A 23701-nucleotide genomic window follows, 5' to 3' on the forward strand; every position below is an offset into this window, starting at 1 on the left:
GAATAACCTGCTTTCTTGCGCGCCCCTCACCCACGGCGCGCCAGGAATCCGAACCTGGTGCGCTCAGATTTATCTCCCCCAACCCTCCCGACATGAAATCCCCCTGGTCGCTTTGGATTCTCCCTGTGCTCCTGGTCGCAATGGCACCTGCTGCAGAACGCAGTTGGGATGGGGGCGCGATCGGGGGCGATAACAATTGGGGCACGGTCGCCAACTGGAATGGTGATACCGCGATCACTGCGGGAGACCTGCTCAGCTTCCAGAACGGTGTGGGGACCGGTACCACGACGGTGAACAACAACCTGACTGCGGGGATCTCCTACGGGCTGATCTACTTCATGAACAGCGCCAACAACCGCGCCTGGACGCTGACGGGGAACAGCATCACGCTCGGGGGGGACGTGGTGAACTCCATTGCTGCCACTCAGACTCTCAATCTGGACCTCATTCTGAGCGGCAACCGTACGTTTTACGCCAGCTCTGGAAATGTGGTGGTGGGCGGCGTGATCAGTGAGACGGGTGGAGCCCGGACGCTGACCAAGGACGGGAGCTTCACTCTGACACTGCAGAATGCCAACACCTACACGGGCACCACGACGGTGCGGGCGGGGACCCTGCAGCTGGATTTCTCCGGAACCTCCGCCCCGGCCACCAACATGATCTCCACCGCGGCACTGACGTTGGGTGGCACTGGCACCTACACGAGCGGGGCAACGCTGAACCTGCAGGGCAAGAGCGGGGCGACGAACAGCCAGACCTTCGCCAGCATGACGCTGAACGCAGGCAATCACGCGGTGACGCTGACCCAGAACGGCGCGGCCTCCCTGAGCGTCAACCTGGGGGCGATCACCCGCAATGTTGGGGCGCTGCTGGATTTCACCCTGCCCACCACCGGCACCGTCACCACCTCCGCCGGCACGGCCAATACGGTGCTGAAGGACAGCGGTGGCGTGACCTATGCCACCGTGGGGGGCAATGACTGGGCCGCACGCGGGGCAGCGGGAAACAACATTGTCGGCCTGTCCACGATCTCCGGTGGTTACACCGCAGCTACAAGCTCCACGCTGGCGGGCAATGCGGATGCCTCGACGGCGGGGGTGAACACCTCCCTGGGGGCGAACACGACCAATGACAGCGTGCGTTTCAGCGCGGCGGAGGCCCGGACGCTGAACCTCAACAACAAGACGCTGACGACAGGTGGCATCCTGGTCAGCACCACGGCGGCTCCGGCCGCGGGCTGGAACATGATCACCGGCGGCACGCTGCGGGCTCCGACCGGGCGCGACCTCGTGGTGATCCAGAACAGCACGACGGATCTGGTCATCAGTGCGAACATTGTAAGCAGCGGACTGACGAAGAACGGCAATGGCAACCTGGTGCTGAGTGGCAACAACACGATCATTGGGGCGGCAATCATCAACAGCGGCACGCTCAAGCTGGGATCATCCACGGCACTTAACGGGGTGACCACGATGACGCTGGGCAACACGGCGGTGGGTAACACCGCGAACCTGGACCTGGGCTCGAGCAGCGCCACGATCGGGGGGCTCACCATCAAGAGCCGTGCCTCGACCAGCGGTGTGGTGACCTCCACGGTGAGCATCATGGCCGGCCAGAGCCTGACGGTGAATGGCGACCTGCGCGTGGGCGCGGATCAGGGCGGCAATGATATGTACACCTCCGCCACCTTCACGGGCGGCGGCAGCATGAGTGTGACCGGCACCACGCTCCAGGTGGGGAACAACCCGATCAATACTGCCAGCGCGGCGAGCGGCAGCAGCGCCACTTTGAACCTCTCCGGTCTGAGCTCCTTCACCGCCAGTGTGACGACGCTGCGCATCGGTGACGCCACGGGGGGGGTGGGCACGGGCTCCTCCACCCTGACGCTGGCGGCCAACAACGACATCACGGCCACGAACCTGCAACTGGGCACCGGCCGCGGCGGTACGGAGACGCTCAATCTGGGTACGGGAAATAACGTGATGAAGGTGGATACGTTCAACATCGGCTTCCTGGACGGACGGTCCAGCGGGGTGGTGCAGTTCTCCAATGCGCTGGGCACACTCACCCTGGGCGGCAGGTCGGGTCAGCGGGTGAACCTGGAGGTGGGCTACGGTGTCACGGGTACCGGCGGGTCTCCCACTGGCTCCTTTGACGTGCGAAACCACGAGGTGAGCCTGATGGTGGACACTCTCACCGTGGGTGGCAGAACCACGGGTGTGGGCGGTGTGACTGGCACCTTCCAGTTCAACAAAGGGGTGCTGGACGCGAACAAAATTCTCATTGCGCAGAAGGGTGCGGCCAGCACCACCACGGCCGCCTTCACTGGCACCGTGAACCTCGGCGGTGGCACCACGGTGGTGGGCACGGGGGGCATCGCGGTCTCCACCAGTGCCTCCACCAGCGGCAACGCCTCGGGCGCGCTGAACATTTCCGGTGGCAGCGTGACGGTGGGCAAGACGGGCAACACCAGCATCACTCTCACCTCGGCCACGGCGGCGGGCGGGACCTCCACCGGGGTGCTCACCCTCACGGGTGGACTGCTGAGTGTGGCGGGCGATATCATCGATGCCGGTGGTCTGGGCACGACGGCCAGCACCTTCACGCTCAATGGTGGCACCGTGAACCTCAACGGCAACCAACTCGGCACGGTGGCGGGTGTCATTGACACCATCAACCTCCAGTCCGGCGCGATCCAGAACATCGGGGCGATCAACGGGACCAACACCGGGACCGGGCTGACGAAGACGACCACCGGCACGCTGGTGGTTTCTGGAGCCAATACCTACACCGGGCCCACGACGATCAACGGCGGCACGGTGAGTGTGGCTTCGATCGGCAATGGCGGGCAGGCCGGCACCCTGGGGAACTCTGCCAGTACGGCGGACAATCTGGTGCTCAACGGGGGCACTCTCAAGCACACGGGCGCGGCGGAAACGTCTGACCGTCTCTTCTCGCTGGGCGCGTCAAACGGGACGATCGACGCCTCCGGCAGCGGGGCGCTGAACTTGAACAACACGGGGGCGGTGGGCTTCGCCGGCGGCACCGGCACCCGGACGCTCACCCTCACAGGCACCAATGCGGCGACCAACGTGCTGGCGGCGGTTCTTGCCAATAACGGTGCGGCGGTGAATCTCCTCAAGAACGGCTCCAACACGTGGCGCATCACCTCCTCGCAAGGCTACACCGGGGCCACCACCGTGAATGCCGGGGCGCTGGAAGTGGACTTCGGCACCTCCAACACAGGCACGAGCCGGCTTGACGCCACCTCCAACCTGGCGCTGGGCGGCGGCACCTTTCGCATCCTGGGCACGAGCCAGTCTGGCCAGACGACGGGCCAGACAGTGGCAGGTACGACCTTGAACCCCGGGGCCTCGACAATCGAAGTGGTGGCCAACGGGGGCAATGCTGCCTCACTGGCGCTGGGCGGCATCACCCGGAACAAGGGCGCGACGGTGAACTTCATCCTGCCCGCGAGCGGTGCCATCAGCACCACACAGGCCAATGCCAATATCTCGGGTGGCTCGCAGACCATCCTGGGCGGCCATGCCACGGTTGGAGGAAACACCTGGGCGGTGAGCGGATCCGGGGCCACGGCGGGTGCCATCTCGGGATTGTCCGCATACAGCGCCACCTTCACGGCGGGGACGGATGTGGACGCGCCTGCTGGCACTTCCGCTCCGGGAGCCATGACGATCAATTCACTGCGGTTCAACCAAGCGGCGGGTGCGGCGGTAAACACCGGCGGCAACTTGACGGTTGCCACCGGCGGCATCCTCATGACCTCGGCCGTGACGTCGGCCGTGAGCATCAACAACAACAACCTGACTTCTGGCAACGGGCAGGACCTCATCGTGCATCAGAACAGCACGGCGGCGAATCTCACCATCGCCTCTGCCATCACGGGGAGCATCGGCCTGACCAAGTCGGGAGCGGGGAATCTGATTCTGACGGGCACGAATACGTACACAGGTGGCACGTATGTGAATGGCGGACAGCTTACGATCACGAAAGCCGGAGCACTTGGCACAGGGGCGACGGTGCTCAACGGGGGCACCCTCGCAGTTTCGACTGCTGCGGTGGACCTGGCGAACACCTATACCATGCAGATCGGTGCCAATGGCGGCACCCTGCGGCATGAAGGGTTTAGGTTTTACATTCGCGGAGTTATTTCCGATGTCGCGGGCCAGTCTGGCGTACTCACCATCACAGGAAATGGCACGGGTGATGTGGTGCTGGATGTGGCAAACACCTACACCGGTGGAACGATCCTGGCGGCGGGCAGTACCACTCTGGTGCTGAACAGTTCGGCCTTCGGGACCGGGACCGTGACGTTTGCAGGCGGGAACATCCGGACGGGCAGTGCAATCGCCACCCTGGCCAATGCCATCAACTTTGCGGCGGACACGATCATTCCCGCCACGGGCACCCAGGTGCTCACGTTCAGCGGCAAGGTGACGCTGACAGGCGGCAACCGGGTGCTGACATCGAATGCGACGGTGGACACGACCTTCTCTGGTAGCATCGGTGAGGAGGGTGGATCCTACTCCTTCACGAAGGCGGGCTCGGGACGGGTGATCCTGACTGGGACCAACACCTACTCTGGCGGAACGATCCTGAGCGGAGGCACCCTGAACATCAACAGCGATGCCAACCTGGGTGCGGTGCCCTCCACAGCGACGACGAACATCACCTTCGCGGGCGGTGCCAGCTTGCAGACAAACTATTCCACGAATGTGGAACTCGCCGCGACCCGCAACATCCAGATCAACAGCGGGGTGACCGGCAACTTCCATGCGCATGGACTGGCGAGCTTCCTTGTCGTCAATGGCCAGATCTCTGGTGCTGGCAACCTGGGTGTGGTGACCAGTGATGGTGGCATCCTGGTGCTGAACGGCAGCAACAGCTACTCCGGTGCCACGACGCTCTTTGGCGGGGCCAATACGGGGGCGTATCTGCGCCTGGGGCATGCCATTGCGCTGGGGAACACCAGCCTTGTCACCATCGGCTCCGGGACCACCACGGAGCTCAGCCGTCTGGAGCTGGCCATCGCGGGCGGGGCCACCATCGACCGGAACTTCTCCGTGTACTCCCGCAGCAACGCGAGCGCAAGTTTCCTGAACCTCAATGGAACGAACACGCTCACTGGCGGCTTCACGACGGCGGGCACGGGCACCACGCATACGATCCAGTCTGATGGCGGGCGTTTGAACCTCTCCTTCTCCAGTGTGAGCAACACGAAGGACCTGGTGCTGCAGGGGGCGGGCGATGGCTCCGTGAATGTCTCCATGTTCACCGCAGGCAGCAGCGCCACGATCACGAAGTCCGGTGCCGGCACCTGGACGGTGACGGCGGGGCAGAACACCAGTGGCGCGGTCTCCATCACAGCGGGCACGTACCTGGCCAACAATGCCACCGGCTCCGCCACGGGCTCCGGGGTGGTGACGGTGAGCGGCGGCACCCTGGGCGGCACGGGGAGAGTTCAAGGTAACACCACGATCGGCTCCGTGTATGGTCTGCGTCCCGGGGAGGTGAACAGCACGGGCAGGCTGACGTTCGGCGGAGACCTGACGCTGGCCGGGAGTGCCAGCCCGGTGACGCGTCTGGAACTGCAGCTCGGGGCCACGGGGGCCACGACGTACAATGACGCGGCGGGCATCGCGACTGCGATGGGGCTGCCGGGCGGCTTGGGCGATGCCACCACGGGCTACTATGCCACGGTGCTGGCGACGTATGAGGCCGAGACGGGCGACCATGACCGCCTTGATATCGCCGGTGTGTTGAAGCTGGACGCCAACGGCCGCATCACTGTGGGCAGCCTGGGGTACAGCCCGCAGTTCGGCGATGTGTTTGACCTGATGGACTGGGTTGGCACCTTGAACCTGGATGCGGACGCCTCTGGCGGGCAGGGGTTCAATCTCCTGACGGACCTGGAGCTGCCGACCCTTGCGGATGGCATGACCTGGGACACCACCTTGTTCGCCAGCAACGGCATCCTCGTCGCCGTGCCCGAGCCGGGGCGGGCGGTGCTGATGATGCTGGGGGTGGTGGTGCTGGGACTGCGGAGAAGGAGAAGGTAAGGGAAGCGGGGGGAGCTTCAGTCGCGCGTCTCCTCCGCGACAGAGGCCGCTTGGTGTTGTTATTACCTATTGCGTCCTCCACCTGATCCCGCTTGCGGGATTTTTGGGCTGCGGCAAGCATTGCCGCTATGGGGAGTCCAGTGCCGGTCTGGTGACGGTATGACGGGAGCGGAGGGAGGTGGGCTCCGGAGGTGCGTGTGCGGGGCTCGAACCTCACCTGGGGGGGCGAAAGCGGTGATGCACTCCGCAGCCCCAAAGCGGCTGCGCCGCCAGGTGCTGGACGCGGTGAGAGGGATGGGGTGACTTTCCGGCTTGCCATGTCGCCTGCCCTCCGACAACCCCTATCCTTCCCAATCCTCTGTGTTCTCTGTGACTCTGTGGTTAAACAGAACTCACGCCTCCAGGCTGGCCCGCAGCACATCCATCATACGCTTCATGCGGTCATCCGCCACGGCCTTGCCTTTGAGCGCCTTGGCTTTCGCAGCCGCCGGGTCGTTCACGATGGCCAGCACGGCGGGGGTGAGCCCTTTTTCGGCTTCGTCGAAGTCGTGGTCAAACAGCCATTCGCTGAGGCCGATGTCCTTCCACATGAATCCCTTGCTGGTTTGTTCCTTGTACCTGCAGACGATGGCGGGGATGCCGTGGCCGATGCACATGATGGGGCTGTGCTGCTCGTTCCCGAACAGGCCTGCGCTGCGGTTGTACACGCTCTGGGCGAAGTCGGTGAGCCAGTAGTCCTGCCGCCAGACGACCTTCTTCTTCACGTCTTCCGGAAGCTTGTCGTAGATCATCTCCTTGTTGAGCTTCATCTGGCTGGCGTCCTCTGGGCAGAGCAGCACCTTCATGGGCGTCTGCTGGACCACGGCGATCACGGCATTGCGCAGCGGGGCGATGTCGTGCTCTTTCATCTCCTCATTCCGGGCGTTTTTCTTCTCGTCGAACTTCACGCCTTTCTTGATCTCCCAGTAGGGGGTGTTCCGCAGCTTCGGGATGCAGCAGACGAACTTGCCGTCCTCCAGGCCGACCTCTTGGAGCCAGGCGGTGGCGGGTTCATCGTTTACCAGATCGCAGGCGAAGGTGGCATCCGGGCCGAACTCCATGATGGGGCAGGTGGCGCCTTTGGACTTGGCCAGCTCCAGGGAGACGGAGTCGCGGAAGAAGGCGAACTTGCCGCCGCTGATGACCTTGATGGCTTCGCCATTGTCCTTGCCGCCGTTCCAGGTGACGCCGCCAATGCCGTAGGGTTTGCCGGTCTTTTCTGCCCACTCGACAAGGGACTTCTGCCCGACAATGCCGGGGCCAGAGCCGTGCAGGAGGAAGTCGTGTGTCTCGAACGCTGTCTTCTTCGCCTCTGCGGTGGGGGTGAGGATTTTGAGCTTGGGGAATCGCTTGGTGAGCATCTCGGCCACGCCGTTTTCCACGCTGCTGGGCCAGAGGGTGACATCGTATTCTGGCAGGTGCTTTTCCAGCAGGTGCAGCATGCCCGGGGTGTGGGCAATGTCGCCAATGTTGACGGTCTGCCAGGAGGAGCGCAGAAGGATGCGCTTCTTGGCCTTTGCGTCCTGGGCTGGAACAAGGGACGGAAGGGCGGCGGTGGCCAGCGTGGTGCGAAGGAAATGACGGCGGTCCATGAACATTTGTGGGCGAGTTCGCGGCGCTTGTCCAGCATGCACCTCGCAGGTGCCGCCATCGACCGCCCCCAAACGGTGCCCGTGCACAGGTCTTGGGTTGTTCTTCGCCTGCACCCGCAATCCACGACCCCGGGCTGTAGGGCGACCGCCTAGCTCGCCACAGTGAGGAGCCGGGCGTGGCAAGCCGAGAGCTTGCCCTATCGGGTGTTGGGAAATGGAAAACCCAAGGTGGACCCGCGCGCGTCTTGCGGCTGGTCAACCTTGGGTCAGCGGGAGAGGGTGAGTTATTTCCAATTTCCGTTCCCTGCCTTACAAACGCTCGCCGGGAGGGCCGTCATTGCGGGGCCCTTCTTGACGAGGACCATCGGGGCCTGGGCCTTCATGACGAGGGCCATCACCGCGGGGGCCTTCAGGGCGGCGGTCGTCACCGCGGGGGCCTTCAGCACGAGGTCCGTCATCACGACGATCATTGCCACGGGGCTGTTCGCGGCGCGACTGGTCCTGCCGGTCAAATTCCGGGCGGTGATGGCGGTCGGGGCCGGGGCCGTCGGCGCGGTTGTCGCGGTTGTCGCGGTTGGGGAGGGAGCGGCGCAGTTCTTCCACGGCGCGCTTGAGTTGTTGCACCTCGGCGCGGAGATCGGCATCACCGGGAGCGCCGGGATTGCCGCGACGGGCGGGGCGTTGTGCCTCGAACCCGTGTTGGGGGCGCTCACCGCGAGCCTGGAAATCTGGCCGGCCGAAGGGGCCGGGCTGGCCGTCGCGGCCGGAGCCAAATCCGAAGCCTGGGCCGTAAGGAAGATGGGGGTGGTGGAAGCGGCGCGGGCCGGCATGGGACTGCCAGGGGGCTTCACGGCGGCGATCAAGGTTGCGCGGACCGCGGCGGAAGTCCTGGCGATTTTGCGGGTCCTGCGGACCTTGCGGGTTGTCCTTCAGGGCTTGCTGGATGCGTTCGGCCATGTGGCCAAGACCGGCGGCACGGAGGTGTTTGAGCGCTTCTTCAATGTGCTCGCGTTTTTCCGTTGAATCACCGGGGCGCTGTTGCGGGTTGCGGTGGGGGCCGTGGTCGTGACGGGGGCCGGGGCTCTGGTCTCCGCGCTCACCCGGGACTTCATTGTTCCTGGGTTGCGGAGGCGGGCCGGGTGGTTGATCGGCACCGGGCCCAGGGCTCTGGGAGAACGCGGCGGTGGTGAAACTGAGGGCGGCGAGAAGCGAGACGATGTGTGGTGTCTTCATGCACGAGTTGAAAACCGCCCCCGTGCATTGGTTGCAAAGTTTTTTGGAGCAACCCCTCTCACCGTCTGGAAGCCCGCCTAAGTTATTTCTGGAACCATGCTGCTGTCGTGGGTGCGGGGAAAGGCTAAACTTCGTTCAGACGATTCAGGTGGCCCCAGAGTCCGGAGATGGTCTTCTGGGCGGCGAGGATGAGTTCCTCTGCGCTTTTGTCAGGAGGGAGCGTGTCATCCACCACGGGATCCCCCGCCAGGGAGCTGAGCAGCGTGGTGGCGTCTGCACTGGTGGGGTAGAGGTAGTGCTCCTCCTGCTCGGCGTCGCTCAGCACATAGACTGCCAGGCTCAGGACCCAGGTGCCATCCTTGCGCAGGAAGTAGCGCATCTGATCCAGCGTCATGCTGCCGGGGGCGGAACCCTGCTGCCGGATGAGAAAGGGGCCGCGCCCCTGGGGCCCGACGCCAAGGTTCAGAAGCTGGCAACAATCGTAGCTGTTGGACAGGGTCGGCATGACTGCAGGGGTTGGGAGGGTGATGGGGGATGGGTGGACTTCTGGCGTCGCAGGAACCATGCGCTACTTTTTCAGCAATTCCAGCACCCAATCCAGGGTTTCCTGTTTTTGGAGGATCTCGGTGTGTTCGTGAAGCAGATGCCGGAAGGAGGTGGTGCTTTCCTTGACTCTCAGGTCGGTCTCGCTGACGACCGTGACCACGCCGTCGTTCTCACCCTTCAAGGAGAACGGACCTTTCTCAATGGCGCCGTAGATGAGATGGTGAACGGTGCCCTTGGGCAGAGGGGTGGCGTAGATGTTCAGGAGGAAGTCGCTGCCCTCGTCCTTGACGGCGTCGGTGATGGCGGTGCGGGAGACGAGGCCGCCCATGCTGTGGGCCACCACGTAGCAGACGGGGAAGTGATGACACTCACGAAGGCTGCGGAGGCCGGTGGTCAGTACCCCGGACACGCGGTCCAGGCGCATGCCGCTGGGGTGGTGAAAGTACCAGAGCTGGTAGCGTTTGCGGTCAAAGTGATCAATGAAATAACGCCAGTCCTGGGGCCGCCGCCGATGCCGTAAACGAACACCACCGGGATTCGCCCGGGATCGTAGGGTTCCGTGAAATAAAGTCCAAGGGTGTTGCCGCTGAGGAAGCCGAGAGGCCGCCAGAGGCCGCTGCCGCCCACCTCCGGGGCGGAGCGCGGCTCATCGAGGGAGGGCGATGTCGCCCAGGGCCACCTGGGTGACGCCGCCCAGCGTCTTGTTCTCCACGGGCATCTCAACGACCGTGCCTGGCGGCAGGTTGTGGTCGCGACGCAGGGTGAGCCTCCAGATCTTGATGCGTGCTTTCGGGTCACTCAGGGAGATGGGTCGCACATCCTTGACGAAGTCGAGCGGTTCACCCGCGTCGTCTTGTCTGCTGCCTGGGCCGGGGCGATGGCGCTCAACAGCGCCGCGCCGACTGTTGGCAATGACAAGCCGTAACGGGGTAGATCTTGGGTGCTTGGGGGATTCACCTCCGAGGTGGAGGGCTGGTTACCTTGCTGGCGTGTACCAAATGGGCGAGGTGTAGGCGCGCTCAGTGAGCGTCATGGCGGTCCCTGGGAGCGGCTTGACAGCGAATCGTTTCGCATCATAGGCAGTCCAGCGCGGAGTGGGGATCTCAATGACACGCACGTAGTAGAAGGCGCGCAGTTTCGCGTCGAAGTCCGGGTCCTTCCACACGGTGATGAGCTCGGATGCGCCGATGGTGTTGGTCCAGGTCGCGTTCTCCACATCCACGGTGCTGCCCACGCTGGGGAGCTTGCCCGTGGCATCCGGCTTGCGGTCGCCGCTCCACACGACGTCATAGACCTTCTCCTGCACCTCGCCCTTCGCATCGACCCATCCTTTGATGACCTGGATGCGGTCGAGGTTTGCGCCGATGGGATCCTTCATGGCTGCGATGAGGAAGTTGGGTGACCGGCCTTCGGGTGCGTTGGTCAGGTCTCCTCCCATGGGCACGCCCTTGGTGTAGCCCGTGATGGCGGGGCTGCGGGTGTCCGCATCAGCCTTCTCAAAATCCCAGCCACCGAAGAAACGCACCACGAGACGGGTGCCGGTGGTGGCATAGGTTTCCTTGCGCTGCATGGCATCCCAGAGGGAAGCGCGGGTGTTTTCCTCTGCCCACACGGCGGCATAGCCCGAGGAGCAGACCTCCCAGTCCATGATTTTCACACCGGTCTTTGCATTGTTCATGAAGGTGGCATGCAAGCGTTCGGGAGTGGGCTCACCGGGTGTGGTTTTGCCGAAGAAGTTGTCCTCCTCCATGGCAGCGAGGGCGGTGTGAGCATCACTGCTGCCGACCATGCCGAACTTATAGGGGTTCACGCCGAGCTTTTCTTCGAGCTTGAGGCCGTTTTTGAGGGCGGCACGAGCATACTCGAACTCCAGCATTTCTTTCTTCTTGGCCTCGCTGCCATCGAGATTGCCCTTGTCCCAGCGTTCCTGGTCGGCGAATTCATCATTGGGCGAAAGGAAGGGGTGGGTCTCCCCATCGCCCTTGGTCTGAGTGGCCTCGTAGAGCCGCTCCCACTTGGCGCGGGCCTCGGCATACTCGCGGTCGATGGCCTTGCCGAAGGCCTCCACGATGGGGAACATGGTGCCGTTGCTCAGGTTGCCATTATGAGCGATGGCCAGCACGCTGCCGCCGGTTTTCTTTTCATAGGCGTCCATCCATTTCCAGAGCTCGATGGGATTGGTGCTGCCCAAGGGGGGCACACAGGTGAAAGGCTCCACGAGGCTGGCTCGATCCGCATTGTCACGGAAGATGACGTTGCGGTGCAGGTTGTTGCCCTTGTCGAGCGAAGTCCACTCGTAGCCGATGAATGCGGTGAAGTGACCCGGTTCGTTGTAGGTCTCCGCAGCCGCAATGGTTTCCTGCCAGGCACCGCGGTAGGCGCGTGTGCCGGGGAGATACATCAGTTTCTCGGGAAACTGGCCTTGGGAAAACGCACCGATGATCTCCATGGCGGCCTGCCCGCCCTTGCCTGCCTGGATCAGGTCGTACCAGCGGCGACCCGACGGATCGGCGAGGATCTCAGGCTTGCCTGCGAAGAGATCGGGGAAGAAACCCATGTTGTCTGAATGATCAGCCACCACCAGGAAGTCGAGGGGGCGGGAGAGCTTGGCGGGCTGTCCGCTCGAGGCCATGACCTGCTCGCCCCGCGCAAACCGGAGTGCATCGCGGGGATTGAGCCGGCAGCCAAAGGCACCAGCGTCCATGGAGAAGGCGGTGTGCAGGTGGGTATCGCCAAAATAAGGGCGCGTGGGAAACTTGCGGTCCGCATAAGGCGAATAGGGACGCTTCTTGTGCACGGCGTCAGCAGCGGCCTTGTTGAGTGTGCCGGCATCGCTGGCGGGCGCGGCCTCCTGGGCGGAACTGGAGATGCGTGACACCCCCAGGAGGGCGAGCGCAGTGGCGGTGAGACAAAGGCGTGTTTTCATAGGGAGGGGAGCGAGGTGGAGCTGGACAGGTTAAAGAAAGGTGATGCGCTGGATGATCCAGAACATGGCGATGGAGCCAATGGCGTAGGGAGGAACCAGGGGGGCCCAACGCGGAAGCGCGGGCCTGATGCGGACTGCCAAGGCACCTGCCGCAAGTGCTGCAGCGACGAACGCAAGCTGGCCGGCCTCGACTCCGACATTGAAGAGCAACAGCGCCAGCGGAATGTCACTTTGCGGCAGACCCACTTCACTCAGCGCTCCGGCAAATCCAAATCCGTGAAGCAATCCAAAAGTGAAGGCAACGATCCACGGTGCTTTGGCCGTGAGGCCCTGCCGACCGCGCATGAATTGAATCACTTCGGAAGCGACGAATACAATGCTCAGTGCGATGACCGCCTCCACGGGGGCGGAGGGCACGTGGACGACTCCGAGTGTGGCGAGCGCGAGCGTGATGCTGTGGGCGATGGTGAAGGCGGTGATGGTCTTTACCAACAATCCAACCCCACGTACAATGAGCACCAGAGCGAGCACAAAAAGCAGGTGATCGATACCGAACAGGATGTGCTCGACACCGAGGACGAAGTACTCCTGGATGGCGGGGCCCGTATCGTGTTTTTCAATCACGAAGGAAGGATCATCCGGCCGCAGCAGGCGGGTGATCACGCGTCCGTCGGAGAATTGAATCCGCACCAGTGTGTCCACCAGGGTTGCCTGCAGGCCGTGAACGGTGATCTGCTGTCCCTCCAGACCCTGCGAGTCACTGCGAATGCCCCACCGCTTGATCTCCGCGCCCTGGAGGCGTTCGAAGCGCGGAAAGGAGGTGATTTCGACGTTCGCAGGGAGGGACGGGTGAATCGGCAGTACGCCCTGGGTAAGCTGTGCCGCCGTGGGCACGGGGCAGCCGCAGGGCATGTTCTTGGGCGCATTGGCGGCATCGGGCAGCGGCACCGGACGTTCATGAGGGATCTCCTCGCCAGCCAAGGGGATGCCACCCGGCGCAGGCACTTTCCACAGTACGTCAAATTCGCCCTTCGCGCGTTCGGTCAGCTCGAGGTAGGCAGGGCGCACCTCATGCGCAGAGGCAACGGAGCAACTCAGCACGAGGCAGACAAGGCTGAACAAAGTGGTGCGCTCGTGAGTCATGGGCTTGCGTGGGCAGTTTTCTCCGCATCGGGTGTCGCGTTCCTGAGCGCCGCGTCGTCGATGACGATCTCGTAGTTCTTCTTCATCTGTTGAAGCACTTCCTCGTTTGCGGTCCTGCGACGTTCGTCCACCAGATCGCGCAGCACTTGTTCACGCACTTTTCCGAGTTCGGTGGGTGGGGAAGCGTGACTGCCTGTGATGCGAACCAGATGCACGCCGTAGGTCGAAGCCACGGGCCCCAGCCACGTGGACTCCGGAGACTTCATCAGCGCTGCGGCAAACTCTCTTCCAAAGATGCCAGCAATGTCCGCCTCCGACTGGTTGCTGTACTCAAAGGGTTGAAGGAACGCATCTCCAAAGTCTTCGTCGGATGCATTCCCGTCTTGCAGTGCCGCTAGCGCCTCTTTGGCATTCGCGTCCAGTTTTTCGCCACGCTTTTCCCGGCTAAAATACACATGCCGGAAACTGACCCGCGCGGGCGGTGCGTAGCGGCCGGCGTTCTTTTTGAAGAATGCGTTGATCGAGGCCTCGTCGGGCGGTGCTGAAGTGGCGATGTCCTGTGTGAGGAACTCCATCTTCTGTGCCAGTCGCCGGCGCACGATGGTGTCATCACGATCCAGGCCTATGGCCAGCGCCTCGCGGCAAAGCACCTCCTCACGGATGTGGGCCTCCACCATGCCGCGCATGTCATCGGCATCTGGCGCGCGCTGGAACTGCCGCGTCCAGCCCTCCTTGAGGCGGGTGACGGTGGCGGCATTCACGGTGATGAGGTGGGTGTTGGCGCTGTCATTCTCTCCCGTGCGGCGGGTCTCCCGCCACTTGTGAATCGCGAAGATGGCCGCACCAAGCAGCAGAAAATGGAGGAGGGGTTCCTTGAGCAGTCTCTTCATGAATGGGGAACACGGAAGGTGAGGATGTGAGCCAGGGAGCCTGCCGGAAGGGATCGAGGAAATCAATACGGCCGTGCGGGCACCACCGGCACGCCATTCACGACGGTCGTGCGCACGTAAACGGTTTCGCCGTTGATGTAGTAGGGATAGTAGTAGGTGCCGCTGCAGTAGTAATACCTCACCCCGCCAAAGACCCGCGCCGTGTAGGCAGTAGGCAGACGATACATGTAGCGCATGGGATTCCTGGGATCGAAGGGGCCCCGGGGATCAAACACGCCGCGAGGGTCGGCGATGCCGCGAGGGTCGGCGATGCCGCGAGGGTCGGCGATGCCGCGAGGGTCGGCGATGCCGCGAGGGTCGGCGACGCCGCGAGGGTCAAGGGCACCACGGGGATCCGCGACGCCGCGAGGGTTCCCCGGGTTGTGCCTGGGACCTGCCATGCTGACAGGAGCCAGTGCCACCGTGCAAAGGGCGGCAAGCAGCGGCAGCAGCATTTTGCTTTGGGTCGTGAGTTTCATGGTTGAAAGAGAATGAAGTTTGAAAGAGGGGCGTGGGCGATGCGACGCGGGACGGCCTTTGTCTCAGCGGCTCTTGAGCATTTGGAGCCGCTGGGAATCCGCCGCCGGGCGTTTGGAGAACAAGCGTTCATCCACCGCTCCGTTGAGCTCCCACTTCGTGAGCCGGACATCCCAGGTGGGGCTTCCTGGAACGCTGGTGAAGGTCAGCAGATAGCGGCGGGGCAGCCGGTCCTTCTTCCCGATCCACAAGTCACCGGTGATGCCTTCCTGTTCATAGTGGAGGCGTTCACACCGCGTCCAGCCGACCCACTCCTCGCCGGAGACTTTGGCCGAGGTGACGTTGAGGAAGATCTGGGTGTCGAAGTCACTGGCGAGCAGCTCCGCCACCGGCGGGCGGAATCCGAAACGTTCGTCCACGCGGTCAGCGAACTGGCTGATGGAGCCGGCCTTGAGCGGCTCCAGGGCGTGGTGTTTCGGGCGTGGATGCATCACGCAGAGGGTGCGCCCGTCAAAGGCAATCTCCCGAGTCTCGTTGTCTGCTTGTTGCACGGCATAGAACTGATTCGGTCGTTTGACGGTGATCCCGATGGGGCCTCTTTCCAGCTTTGCGCCGACCCCCAGCCTGGGATCCAGCTTGTGTTTGGCGGTGAGCCGGATGGTCTGGGCGCTGCCGAGTTTGGCTGTGACGGCTTTGGCCAGTGCAGAGGCGGCGGGGTCGATGCCTGTTGCCTGGCCCGGGGCGGCCATGGCGGTGGTGATCCAGCCCAGCAGAACCAGAGGGACCAGGTGGCGGAGAGCAGGGGAGTCGCTTTTCATGATTGGCATTTTGGGTTGGGGATAAATGGGGGAAGAGCGAATCAAGGCGACGGGGTAGGTCGCCCCATGAAGAGAGGGGCCACCTGGTCGCGAATGAAGTCCTCCTTCACGTTGTCGAAGTGGTGGCCTTTGTCCTCATCCTTCCGGAACTCCTGGCTGTAGGGGATGGCGACGATTTTTTCCGCGTACAGGCGACGAGTGGCGGGCGAGGCTCCGGTTGGCAGTACGAATCCTTTGATGCCTGCACCAGGATCGTGGAACTTCCGGTCCGCTGTGCCGGAGAGGGGCATGAGGATCTTGAGCATGCGGTCGTGCGTGGAGGTGATGATGTAGAGGCGCTTCACGTGCTTGAGGGCCTGGGTCATGTCATAATCTCGACTGATGGATGCCCCCAGAAGCACAACATGGTCCACCTGCACGGAATCAGGCAGGGCCTCCAGAGCGAAGACCGCCTCGGCGGTGCCAGCGGAGAAGCCGAGGATGCCCACCTGGGCGTCGGGGTAGCTGGACTTGTACTTCAGGATGCTGGCTGCAGCCTGGGAGGCCTTGGCCCGCTTGTACTCTACACTCGCATCCTGGTCTGCGATGAGTCCTTTGCCGGTCTCCCAGGTGACGAGTTCCCCGGCTCCGTTGTACCCGGCATCCAGCATGCCGGCCACCACCCCCGCAGCGTAGTTGGATTTGTCCGTGCCGCCACCGGCACCGTCCATGTAGAAGATGCAGCCCCGGGTGAGACGCTGCTTGTAGTCGGGCCGGTGCTGCGGCTTCCAGACGGGCTTGGTCTGGCAGGCGGGGACGGCAAGGAACAGAGCGAGGAGCAAGACCAGGCGGGCGGACAGCGGGAGGGCGTTGTTCATGGGACCAGAGAGGGATGCCAGTGATCGGTGGGCCGCAACGAAGGGGAAGCGGATGTCCCGTGCAGTATCAACAATAAGGGCGGGTAATGGAAGGTTTTTTTTCAATGGGGTGTGGGGGTGGGTAAGAGGTGGGCAGTGGGCAGTGGGCAGTGGGCAGTGGGCAGTGGGCAGCCGGAGAAAGTAGAAGAGCCGTCCCGGCTCTTGGCAGCGGGGGGAGTGAAGGAGATGTCGTATGAAGGGCGGTGGAGCGAGTTGGGCCGGGCGCGATGAGCCGGTCCGGCGTCCCTCCGGGACGGGAGGGTAAGGGGGGGGGCAATCCGGTGGTTGTCACCACCCGCTAACGGCCGATGTCCCTTCGGGACGGGGGCGAATGTCACGCGCGTCATTCAGCGAAGTCGCCGGGTTAATGTGTGCATGCCTCGCAGTGATGGTTCGGCCCATGACGTGCTTCGCGATGGTCCCGGAGGGGCCGTGGATGCCAGCCGGTGGTGAAGGCCTGTAATCAGGCCGGGAACCACCGGATCAATAGGGAGGAATTGGTTCCGTCCCGGATGGGACGGCGGAAGTGTGCCCAACGGCACGACGGTGCTATATCGCCAGTTGTCAGGCCATTGACGAGATGAGACCGGGCGTGGACAATGCTGCGATGGCCATCGAGAATAGGTTCACGCTGCAATTCGTCTCTGTGGAGGAGTGGATGGAAGTGGCCCAGCGCTACCAGCATGAACATCCTGCGACTCCATCGACAGCCAGAATAGAGGTGGAAACTGAGCAGCGGATCTATGAGCAGTTGTGCCAGAAGTGGGTGAATGGATGGGATTTCTGTACCGCTATTGAGTTGCGCGATGGACTGGCAGGGTCTTTGGAACTGGCTTAGGGCAGAGCACGCATCGATGCCTGAGGGCGTGATGATTCAATTCGAAGTTTGGGATATCATCAGCGATGGAGCGATGACTGGCGGCGAGATGCTTCACCGGAGATTGATCTTGTCGGACGGAACCTATGCCGAGCGGATTGATGGCGGGTTGAGTGTATGAGCGATGACGTACGATCTGATGCTTGATCCCTGAAGGCCGGGCACTACAGGATGACCTCCATGAAAACCCAGTATTATACCGCGACCAGTCTTGATGGTTTCATTGCCACAGAAGACAACTCCCTTGAATGGTTGTTTCCCTTGGGCGAACTGAACGAGTCCAGCTATCCGGCGTTCATTGCAGAGGTGGGGGCGCTGGCCATGGGATCCACCACGTATGAGTGGATGCTGCGCAACGAGGAGAAGGTCGTGGCAGAGGTCGGCTCGGCGTGGCCGTACACGCAGCCGACCTGGGTCTTTACGAGCCGGGAGTTGCCCGGGATCACAGGGGCGGACATCCGCTTTGTGAAAGGGGATGTGCGCCCGGTGCATGAGGAGATGAAGGCGGCTGCCGATGGCAAGAATCTCTGGGTGGTGGGCGGCGGGGATCTGGCGGGGCAGTTCTATGATGAGGGGCTGCTGGACGAGCTGATCCTGCAGGTGGGATCGGTGACCCTGGGCAAGGGCAAGTCGCTCTTTCCTCGTACCGTGCTGAGCCCGGCGCTGCGTCTCACGGCGGTGCGCCAGATGGGGCCGAGCATGGTGGAGCTGCGGTATGAGGTGAAGAAGGGGTGAAAGTTCGAAGCTTCAAAATACAAACTTCAATCTTCAAACTCCCTGACACTGCGATGAAGAACGGACTGGCGAGATATTTTCCCAGTGCGTTCTTTATTGCCATCACATGGTTGCCAGCACTGTTGGTATTTTGGATGATCTCAGCGACACCCGACCCGACCGCTTCTGAGGGGTGGCTTGTGGTGGCAATGTTGGTCGGTGTGCATGTGATCGGGGGAGGCTTGGGCTTGATCGGGAAGCCGGAATCACAAAGCGCCCATCTGTGGGTCTTGCTGGCTCCCATCGTGTCTTTTCTCGTTTGGATCGTGATCGCAAGCGGGTGCGGAGTATTTGTCAGGGGGAGTTCCGCGGGAGATGTGCTGAGGGGGGTGGTGGTGACCTCCATCGCTGTAGCCCTCCTTTGTGCGCCCGCCGCAGGCATGGCACGGATGGTTCAGATAGTGCGGGGGCATTGTGGGCACGTGAAGGGGTAAGTGGAAGATCGCGGACAATGCTGTTCGTATTTGCGAGCTTTCCGTCCCGGATGGGACGGTGGGTCGGTGATGTGCGTCTGAGGTGGACCGTGTTCTTGCCCGGTTGCATCGCGCCATGCCGTTCCGGCGTCCCTCCGGGACGCAAGGGAAGTGGGATGGTGTGATCCGGTGGTTGTCACCACCGGCTAGAGTCCAGCGTCCCTCCGGGACGAGAAGAAGCCTCCTCATCGTGCTGCTCGATTGAGCATCTGGCATTTCGCGTGGTTTTCCAATCTTGACTTGAGCGTCCGGATTGGAGAGACTCCTGACGTTGTCGGTTGGGGAGGGCATCATGGGCGGCTTGTAGAGTGAGCCGCGTAAACGCGGTACTCCAACCCTGTTTGTGGAGCTTGTGGGGATGAGAGCGGTCGCTTTGCTTTTGAGGGGCTCCTCCGCCGAGAGCCGGAGAACCCGGTGCTTCCACCTCGAATGCATTCTTTCCTAAAACCTCTGTGCCCTCTGCGTCTCTGTGGTTAAACCTGAATCCGCAAAACAGAAAAGCATGCCCTCTTGCGAAGGCATGCTTTGGGGTGTGATTCCTGAACTGAACCAAACCGGAGTCGGCTCGTGGCCGGGGCTTATTTGTCGGCGGTTTTCGGGGCGTCGGTTTCGGCGGGGAGGGACTTGTCCTTGAGCCAGACGTATTCCTTCCAGGCGCCTTCGTAGAGTCGGACGTTGGGGTAGCCGGCCACGTGCTTGAGGTAGAAGCGCAGGAGGCTGCCTTCGCGGGAGGTGCCGCAGTAGCACATGATCTCCTTGTCCTTGGTGATGCCGGCGGCTTCGAGGTCGGCCTTCACTTCGGAGAAGGGTTTGAACTTGTGGGTGTTGTCCTTCTCGGTGAGGCGGGCCCAGTGGAAGCTTACTGCGCCAGGGATGTGGCCTTTGCGCAGCCAGACTTCGTCCTGGCCGAGGTATTCGTTGATGGGACGGGCATCGACGAGGATGACGCCTTTTTTGTCCTTTTTGGCGATCACTTCATCTGCGGTGAGGGCGACTTCGGGGTTGCCTTTCTCCGGGAGTTTCCCGGCAGGGTTGCCGAAGTATTCCTGGGTGGGCTTGAACCCGGCTGCCTTCCAGGCGGGGAGGCCACCGTCGAGGATGCGGATGTTCTGAATGCCTGCCTTCTCAAGCACGTGCACCACCATGGTGGCGCTGAGGATTTCGTCGTTGGGGAGGGCCTCACCGGTGGCGTACACGATGTGGAGGCGGTCCTTGTCGGCACCGGCGCGCACGAGGAGGGCCTTGTTCAGGTCCTCGGGCAGGTACTGCACGGGCACGGCGTGGTCGGTGCCGCGCAGGGTGTCGAAGTTGATGTGGTGGGCGGTAGGCAGGTGGCCGCGGAAGTAGTCCTTGTAGCCGCCGCGGGTGTCGAGCACGATCGGGCGCTGGGCGGGATCCGGGTTTTCGATGAGGGCCTTGGCGTCGGCGGGGCTGATGAGGCCGATCTCGGCCTGGGCCATGCCGGTGAGGAGAGTGGTGACGCAGACGAGGGCGGCAACGAATGAGGTGGGTTTCAGGGCAGGGCAGAGAGCAGCCAGGAGTTGTGTGTTCATTGTGGAGGTGTGATGCCTGTGTCAGGGATGTGATCTTATGCGCCTATATGCGCATAAGCGCACGTGAACAAACAAGCCGCTCCCTGGAAATCTTGCAATCCCTTTTCTGATCGTTCCGTTTGGAGGTGCCCCCGCAATTTTGGGGGTTGCGCCTGCGCGACAGCCGCCTTTGTTCCAACGCAGTGAGCCAAAATCCCCCCGCACGTACCAAACCCGCGCGCATCCTCGTGGTTGAAGATGCCAATATCATCGCGCTTGCCATGAGCTACGCCTTGGAGGGGGCGGGTTTTCATGTGGAACTGGCGGCGGATGGTGAGGAGTGTATCGTAAAGGTGCGTGAGGATCTGCCGGACCTGATTTTGCTGGATATCATGATGCCGAAGATGAATGGCATCGAGGCGCTGAAGATCCTGCGTGCGGACGAGAAGACGAAGGACCTGCCCGTGATCGTGTGCAGTGCGAAGGACTTCAAGACCGAGCGCCAGGCGGCGGCGGAGCTGGGGGCGCTGGACTACCTGATCAAGCCCTTCAACCCCGCGGATCTGGTGCGGAAAGTGTCTGCTGCCCTGGGCGGCACCATGGTGGCCGATGCCCGGGTGGCGGGAGCGGGTGTGCTGTCGGCCTCGGCTGTACCCATCAGCTACCAGCCGGTGCTGGATACGCGGCGCACACACTTCACCCTGTGGGGTACGCGTGGCTCCACGCCCACGGTGGGGCATCGGTTCCAGAGGTATGGCGGGAATACGTCCTGCATGTCGTTCTCGGTGGGGAATGACCTGCTCATCTTTGATGCCGGGAGCGGCATTCGCGAGCTGGGGAACCACATCCTGGAGGGCGGGCCCCGCAAGTTGCACCTCTTCATCACCCACACGCACTGGGATCACATTCAGGGTTTCCCGTTTTTCACTCCGGCGTATCTGCCGGGCTTCGACATCACCGTGTACGGTTCCACTGGTTTTGGAAAGAATCTGGAGGCACTCTTCCGGGGGCAGCTGGACCGGGACTATTTCCCCGTGCAGATGGAGGACATGCGCTCCAACCTGCGCTTCCAGCACATCTCCGACAAACCGGTGGAGATCGGCAATGTGCGGGTGACCTGGGAGTTCTCCCACCATCCGCTGCCGACGGTGGGCTACAAGGTGGAGACCGGGGAACAGTCCGTGGTGTGGATGCCAGATGACGAGTTCCTCCAGGGCTACACTGGGGCACCCCACGCCCTGAGCCGGTATCACCCCCAGGTGGCACCTTTTGAAAAGATCGTCTCCTTCCTCAATGGGGTGGACGTGGTGCTGCACGAGGCCCAGTACATGGCGGACGAGTACCCTTCCCGGATCGGCTGGGGCCACTGCTCCCTGCCCAATGCCTGCGCCCTGATGAAGCTGGCCCGGGTGCAGCGCTGGATTGTGACCCATCACGACCCCATGCATGATGACGTGTTCCTGGACCGGAAGCTGTGCCTCACCCGCCAGATTCTGGAGGACATCGGGCATGCCATCCCGGTCTCGCACGGGTTTGACGGGATGACGGAGTTTCTCTGAGGCACCCGCGGAGAGACCAGCATGAGGGGGGAGACATGAGGCCCGGTCAGGCAGGCCGGGCTTGCATCTGGCCTGAACTGGCTGCAAGAGGTGTGTGACACCCCGCCCGCTTAGACTCCGCTCCGATTCGTTATCCATGAAAGTAAAACTCCACTCCCAGACCCATGAATGGCATGAGCGGGATGAAGAACGCCGCCGTCTGCACTTCCGCGCCTGTTGGGATGCGCGGAACTGGCACTTCTTCCACACGACAAATGAGATGGAGGAATGGGAGCCTCTGCCGGAGCCCAAGCTGGAACATTATGAGGCGCTGCGGGATGTGCTGTGGCGCAAGTATCAGCGCAAGCGTCTGCCCTGGCGTTTTGTGGAGGAGATGGATACCCGTCTGGCGGAGATGCGGTTGCAGTTGGGATTGCCGCCCAAAGGGGCTGAGGAGGAGGAGGATCGGTAGGTCAGTGCGTCAGTGCGTCAGTGCGTCAGTGCGTCAGTGCGTCAGTGCGTCAGTGCGTCAGTGCGTCAGTGCGTCAGTGCGTCAGTGCGTCAGTGCGTCAGTGCGTCAGTGCGTCAGTGCGTCAGTGCGTCAGTGCGTCATTTGGGGTTCGAGGGTATTGCTAGCGTCACGAGTTCCTTACTTCCGCCCTTTTACCTCGGCGGCGGTGCCTCCGCCAAAGGGGGCTCCCAGGCGCAGGCCGACGTGGACGTTGGGGAACAGGTAGGTTTCCTCTTGAACGGCGCGTTTGTGCCGGATGCGGCGGGAGAACCACAGGGAGGCGCAGCCGAGCAGGGCAAGCACCACGATGACCACGGTGGCGAGCTGGCGGTCGTTTTTGGTGAAGACCTTCAGCCGCTGGCGGCGGATCGTTTCCAGACTGGCGATTTGCTGGGCGGAGGTCTCGATTGCGGCGACCATGCGCTCGTCCGGAATGGGGTTGCCCTGGGTGAAGACGGTGCTGTTGCGCAGGACCATGATGGTGATGTCATCCGCCGGGTAGGTGTTCCAGAGTCCGGCAGAGACGGCGATGGCGGGTTGGGAGGAGCCCCGGTCAAAGGCGAAGACGAGGCCAGGCTCCTTATCCAACCAGGCGGTGGCCAGCCGCTGAGCGCGCTGGCTGACGGTGATGCCGCTGGTGTAGGTGAAGGTGGCGACGGTGATCCGGACGCCGGTCTGTTGCTGGGTGGAGGCCAGCAGAGCGGTGAGTTTCGCGGTCTGCTCCGGGTTGAAGAGCCGGGCGTCGTCGTGGATGTTGGAAGGTGGCCGCGGTGGGATCGCCTCCTCAGCCGCGTGGCTGGGCACGGCCAGAAGCCATGCGAACAGCAGCAGGAGGATGGGGGTGCGCATGGCGCAATTGTCTCTCGTTTCTGATGGGGAGCAAGGGGGAAGTCAGTGTGTCAGTGTGTCAGTGCGGCAGTGCGTCAGTGGGCAGTGGGCAGTGGGCAGTGGGCAGTGGGCAGTGGGCAGTGGGCAGTGGGCAGTCAAGGTGTTGGGAGTGGGTTGTTTAGAGGGCGGGCCTGAGCTTGCGGGGATTGGGGCTTCGTTTGGGGGTGGAGAGAAAGCGCTGGGTGGCTTGGGACCCACCGCGTTTTTACAAACGCAGCCACTTCTGAGCTGAGGGGTGCGGTGGAGGCTGCTGGTGAATGCATTCGTGAGAATGCGTGAGGGTTGCTGGGCAGGAGTAGGTTGCGGGACGATGAATTGCAGCAGGGACGAAGAGCGCACCGCGTTTTTACAAACGCAGCCACTTCTGAGCTGAGGGGCGCGGTGGGGCAGTTATGTCATCGGTCCTGGCTTGCCGGTCCAAAAAAATGC

18 protein-coding genes are annotated in these 23701 nt (G+C 62.7%); 6 read left to right on the forward strand and 12 right to left on the reverse strand.

Annotated features, from left to right (window positions below; translation table 11 throughout):
* Positions 1 to 92 precede the first annotated feature (92 nt).
* On the forward strand, positions 93 to 6080 hold the full coding sequence (locus VSP_RS05250) for an autotransporter-associated beta strand repeat-containing protein (RefSeq protein WP_009959229.1): 5988 nt from the start codon (positions 93 to 95) through the stop codon (positions 6078 to 6080).
* A 392-nt stretch (positions 6081 to 6472) separates the two neighbouring features.
* On the opposite strand, the gene VSP_RS05255 is transcribed toward VSP_RS05250, so the two are convergent.
* On the reverse strand, positions 6473 to 7717 hold the full coding sequence (locus VSP_RS05255) for a polysaccharide pyruvyl transferase family protein (protein ID WP_009959230.1): 1245 nt from the start codon (positions 7715 to 7717) through the stop codon (positions 6473 to 6475).
* A 375-nt stretch (positions 7718 to 8092) separates the two neighbouring features.
* Here VSP_RS05255 and VSP_RS05260 point away from each other — a divergent pair, with 375 nt between their 5' ends.
* A complete protein-coding gene (locus tag VSP_RS05260; protein ID WP_157210746.1) occupies positions 8093 to 8734 on the forward strand; it encodes a hypothetical protein in 642 nt (213 codons plus the stop codon).
* A gap of 334 nt (positions 8735 to 9068) precedes the next feature.
* Here VSP_RS05260 and VSP_RS05270 read toward each other — a convergent pair whose 3' ends face one another.
* The 9 genes from VSP_RS05270 to VSP_RS05310 all read right to left on the reverse strand — a co-directional run bounded on the left by VSP_RS05270 (position 9069) and on the right by VSP_RS05310 (position 16640).
* Complete coding sequence (locus VSP_RS05270) at positions 9069 to 9449, reverse strand: hypothetical protein (protein ID WP_009959233.1); 381 nt, start codon at positions 9447 to 9449, stop codon at positions 9069 to 9071.
* A 63-nt stretch (positions 9450 to 9512) separates the two neighbouring features.
* Positions 9513 to 9914: a hypothetical protein gene (locus tag VSP_RS05275; protein ID WP_009959234.1), complete on the reverse strand. Its 402-nt coding sequence runs from the start codon at positions 9912 to 9914 to the stop codon at positions 9513 to 9515.
* Between the two features lie 222 nt (positions 9915 to 10136).
* Positions 10137 to 10307, reverse strand: a complete 171-nt coding sequence (locus VSP_RS41950) for a hypothetical protein (protein ID WP_009959235.1) — start codon at positions 10305 to 10307, stop codon at positions 10137 to 10139.
* 159 nt (positions 10308 to 10466) lie between these two features.
* Positions 10467 to 12416, reverse strand: a complete 1950-nt coding sequence (locus tag VSP_RS05285) for a DUF3604 domain-containing protein (RefSeq protein ID WP_009959236.1) — start codon at positions 12414 to 12416, stop codon at positions 10467 to 10469.
* Positions 12417 to 12446: 30 nt separating this feature from the next.
* A complete protein-coding gene (locus VSP_RS05290) occupies positions 12447 to 13559 on the reverse strand; it encodes a HupE/UreJ family protein (RefSeq protein WP_009959237.1) in 1113 nt (370 codons plus the stop codon).
* Positions 13556 to 14449, reverse strand: a complete 894-nt coding sequence (locus VSP_RS33990) for a peptidyl-prolyl cis-trans isomerase (protein ID WP_009959238.1) — start codon at positions 14447 to 14449, stop codon at positions 13556 to 13558. The genes VSP_RS05290 and VSP_RS33990 overlap by 4 nt, the downstream gene beginning before the upstream one ends.
* Before the next feature lie 62 nt (positions 14450 to 14511).
* The gene (locus tag VSP_RS41955; protein ID WP_009959239.1) at positions 14512 to 14967 is read right to left on the reverse strand and encodes a hypothetical protein; all 456 of its coding nucleotides are present in this window, start codon (positions 14965 to 14967) and stop codon (positions 14512 to 14514) included.
* 63 nt (positions 14968 to 15030) lie between these two features.
* Positions 15031 to 15783 (reverse strand): DUF2092 domain-containing protein, encoded by a 753-nt coding sequence (locus VSP_RS05305; RefSeq protein WP_029190202.1) that lies wholly within the window; start codon positions 15781 to 15783, stop codon positions 15031 to 15033.
* Positions 15784 to 15824: 41 nt separating this feature from the next.
* Positions 15825 to 16640 carry an alpha/beta hydrolase family protein gene (locus tag VSP_RS05310; protein WP_009959241.1) on the reverse strand — a complete coding sequence of 272 codons (816 nt, stop codon included), beginning with the start codon at positions 16638 to 16640 and terminating at the stop codon, positions 15825 to 15827.
* Between the two features lie 619 nt (positions 16641 to 17259).
* Between VSP_RS05310 and VSP_RS05315 the strand changes: the two genes are divergently transcribed.
* A complete protein-coding gene (locus tag VSP_RS05315) occupies positions 17260 to 17517 on the forward strand; it encodes a hypothetical protein (protein ID WP_009959242.1) in 258 nt (85 codons plus the stop codon).
* 219 nt (positions 17518 to 17736) lie between these two features.
* Entirely contained in the window at positions 17737 to 18291 is a 555-nt protein-coding gene (locus tag VSP_RS05325; RefSeq protein ID WP_029190203.1) for a dihydrofolate reductase family protein, read from the forward strand.
* A gap of 1090 nt (positions 18292 to 19381) precedes the next feature.
* Here VSP_RS05325 and VSP_RS05335 read toward each other — a convergent pair.
* Positions 19382 to 20356 (reverse strand): sulfurtransferase, encoded by a 975-nt coding sequence (locus VSP_RS05335; protein WP_009959246.1) that lies wholly within the window; start codon positions 20354 to 20356, stop codon positions 19382 to 19384.
* Between the two features lie 182 nt (positions 20357 to 20538).
* On the opposite strand from VSP_RS05335, the gene VSP_RS05340 reads away from it, so the two are divergent.
* Positions 20539 to 21894: a response regulator gene (locus tag VSP_RS05340; protein WP_198141321.1), complete on the forward strand. Its 1356-nt coding sequence runs from the start codon at positions 20539 to 20541 to the stop codon at positions 21892 to 21894.
* A 136-nt stretch (positions 21895 to 22030) separates the two neighbouring features.
* Complete coding sequence (locus VSP_RS05345; protein ID WP_009959248.1) at positions 22031 to 22345, forward strand: hypothetical protein; 315 nt, start codon at positions 22031 to 22033, stop codon at positions 22343 to 22345.
* A gap of 177 nt (positions 22346 to 22522) precedes the next feature.
* Here VSP_RS05345 and VSP_RS05350 read toward each other — a convergent pair whose 3' ends face one another.
* A complete protein-coding gene (locus tag VSP_RS05350) occupies positions 22523 to 23233 on the reverse strand; it encodes a TPM domain-containing protein (RefSeq protein ID WP_009959250.1) in 711 nt (236 codons plus the stop codon).
* Positions 23234 to 23701: the final 468 nt, after the last annotated feature.

Origin of the sequence: Verrucomicrobium spinosum DSM 4136 = JCM 18804 (assembly GCF_000172155.1) — a bacterium.
GTDB classification, from domain to species: domain Bacteria; phylum Verrucomicrobiota; class Verrucomicrobiia; order Verrucomicrobiales; family Verrucomicrobiaceae; genus Verrucomicrobium; species Verrucomicrobium spinosum.

Coding starts and splice junctions, on each gene's coding strand:
- VSP_RS05250 (WP_009959229.1), top strand. CDS start 93: ATGAAATCCCCCTGGTCGCTTTGGATTCTCCCTGTGCTCCTGGTCGCA.
- VSP_RS05255 (WP_009959230.1), bottom strand. CDS start 7,717: ATGTTCATGGACCGCCGTCATTTCCTTCGCACCACGCTGGCCACCGCC.
- VSP_RS05260 (WP_157210746.1), top strand. CDS start 8,093: ATGACGAGGGCCATCACCGCGGGGGCCTTCAGGGCGGCGGTCGTCACC.
- VSP_RS05270 (WP_009959233.1), bottom strand. CDS start 9,449: ATGCCGACCCTGTCCAACAGCTACGATTGTTGCCAGCTTCTGAACCTT.
- VSP_RS05275 (WP_009959234.1), bottom strand. CDS start 9,914: ATGCGCCTGGACCGCGTGTCCGGGGTACTGACCACCGGCCTCCGCAGC.
- VSP_RS05285 (WP_009959236.1), bottom strand. CDS start 12,416: ATGAAAACACGCCTTTGTCTCACCGCCACTGCGCTCGCCCTCCTGGGG.
- VSP_RS05290 (WP_009959237.1), bottom strand. CDS start 13,559: ATGACTCACGAGCGCACCACTTTGTTCAGCCTTGTCTGCCTCGTGCTG.
- VSP_RS33990 (WP_009959238.1), bottom strand. CDS start 14,449: ATGAAGAGACTGCTCAAGGAACCCCTCCTCCATTTTCTGCTGCTTGGT.
- VSP_RS41955 (WP_009959239.1), bottom strand. CDS start 14,967: ATGAAACTCACGACCCAAAGCAAAATGCTGCTGCCGCTGCTTGCCGCC.
- VSP_RS05305 (WP_029190202.1), bottom strand. CDS start 15,783: ATGAAAAGCGACTCCCCTGCTCTCCGCCACCTGGTCCCTCTGGTTCTG.
- VSP_RS05310 (WP_009959241.1), bottom strand. CDS start 16,640: ATGAACAACGCCCTCCCGCTGTCCGCCCGCCTGGTCTTGCTCCTCGCT.
- VSP_RS05315 (WP_009959242.1), top strand. CDS start 17,260: ATGAGACCGGGCGTGGACAATGCTGCGATGGCCATCGAGAATAGGTTC.
- VSP_RS05325 (WP_029190203.1), top strand. CDS start 17,737: ATGAAAACCCAGTATTATACCGCGACCAGTCTTGATGGTTTCATTGCC.
- VSP_RS05335 (WP_009959246.1), bottom strand. CDS start 20,356: ATGAACACACAACTCCTGGCTGCTCTCTGCCCTGCCCTGAAACCCACC.
- VSP_RS05345 (WP_009959248.1), top strand. CDS start 22,031: ATGAAAGTAAAACTCCACTCCCAGACCCATGAATGGCATGAGCGGGAT.
- VSP_RS05350 (WP_009959250.1), bottom strand. CDS start 23,233: ATGCGCACCCCCATCCTCCTGCTGCTGTTCGCATGGCTTCTGGCCGTG.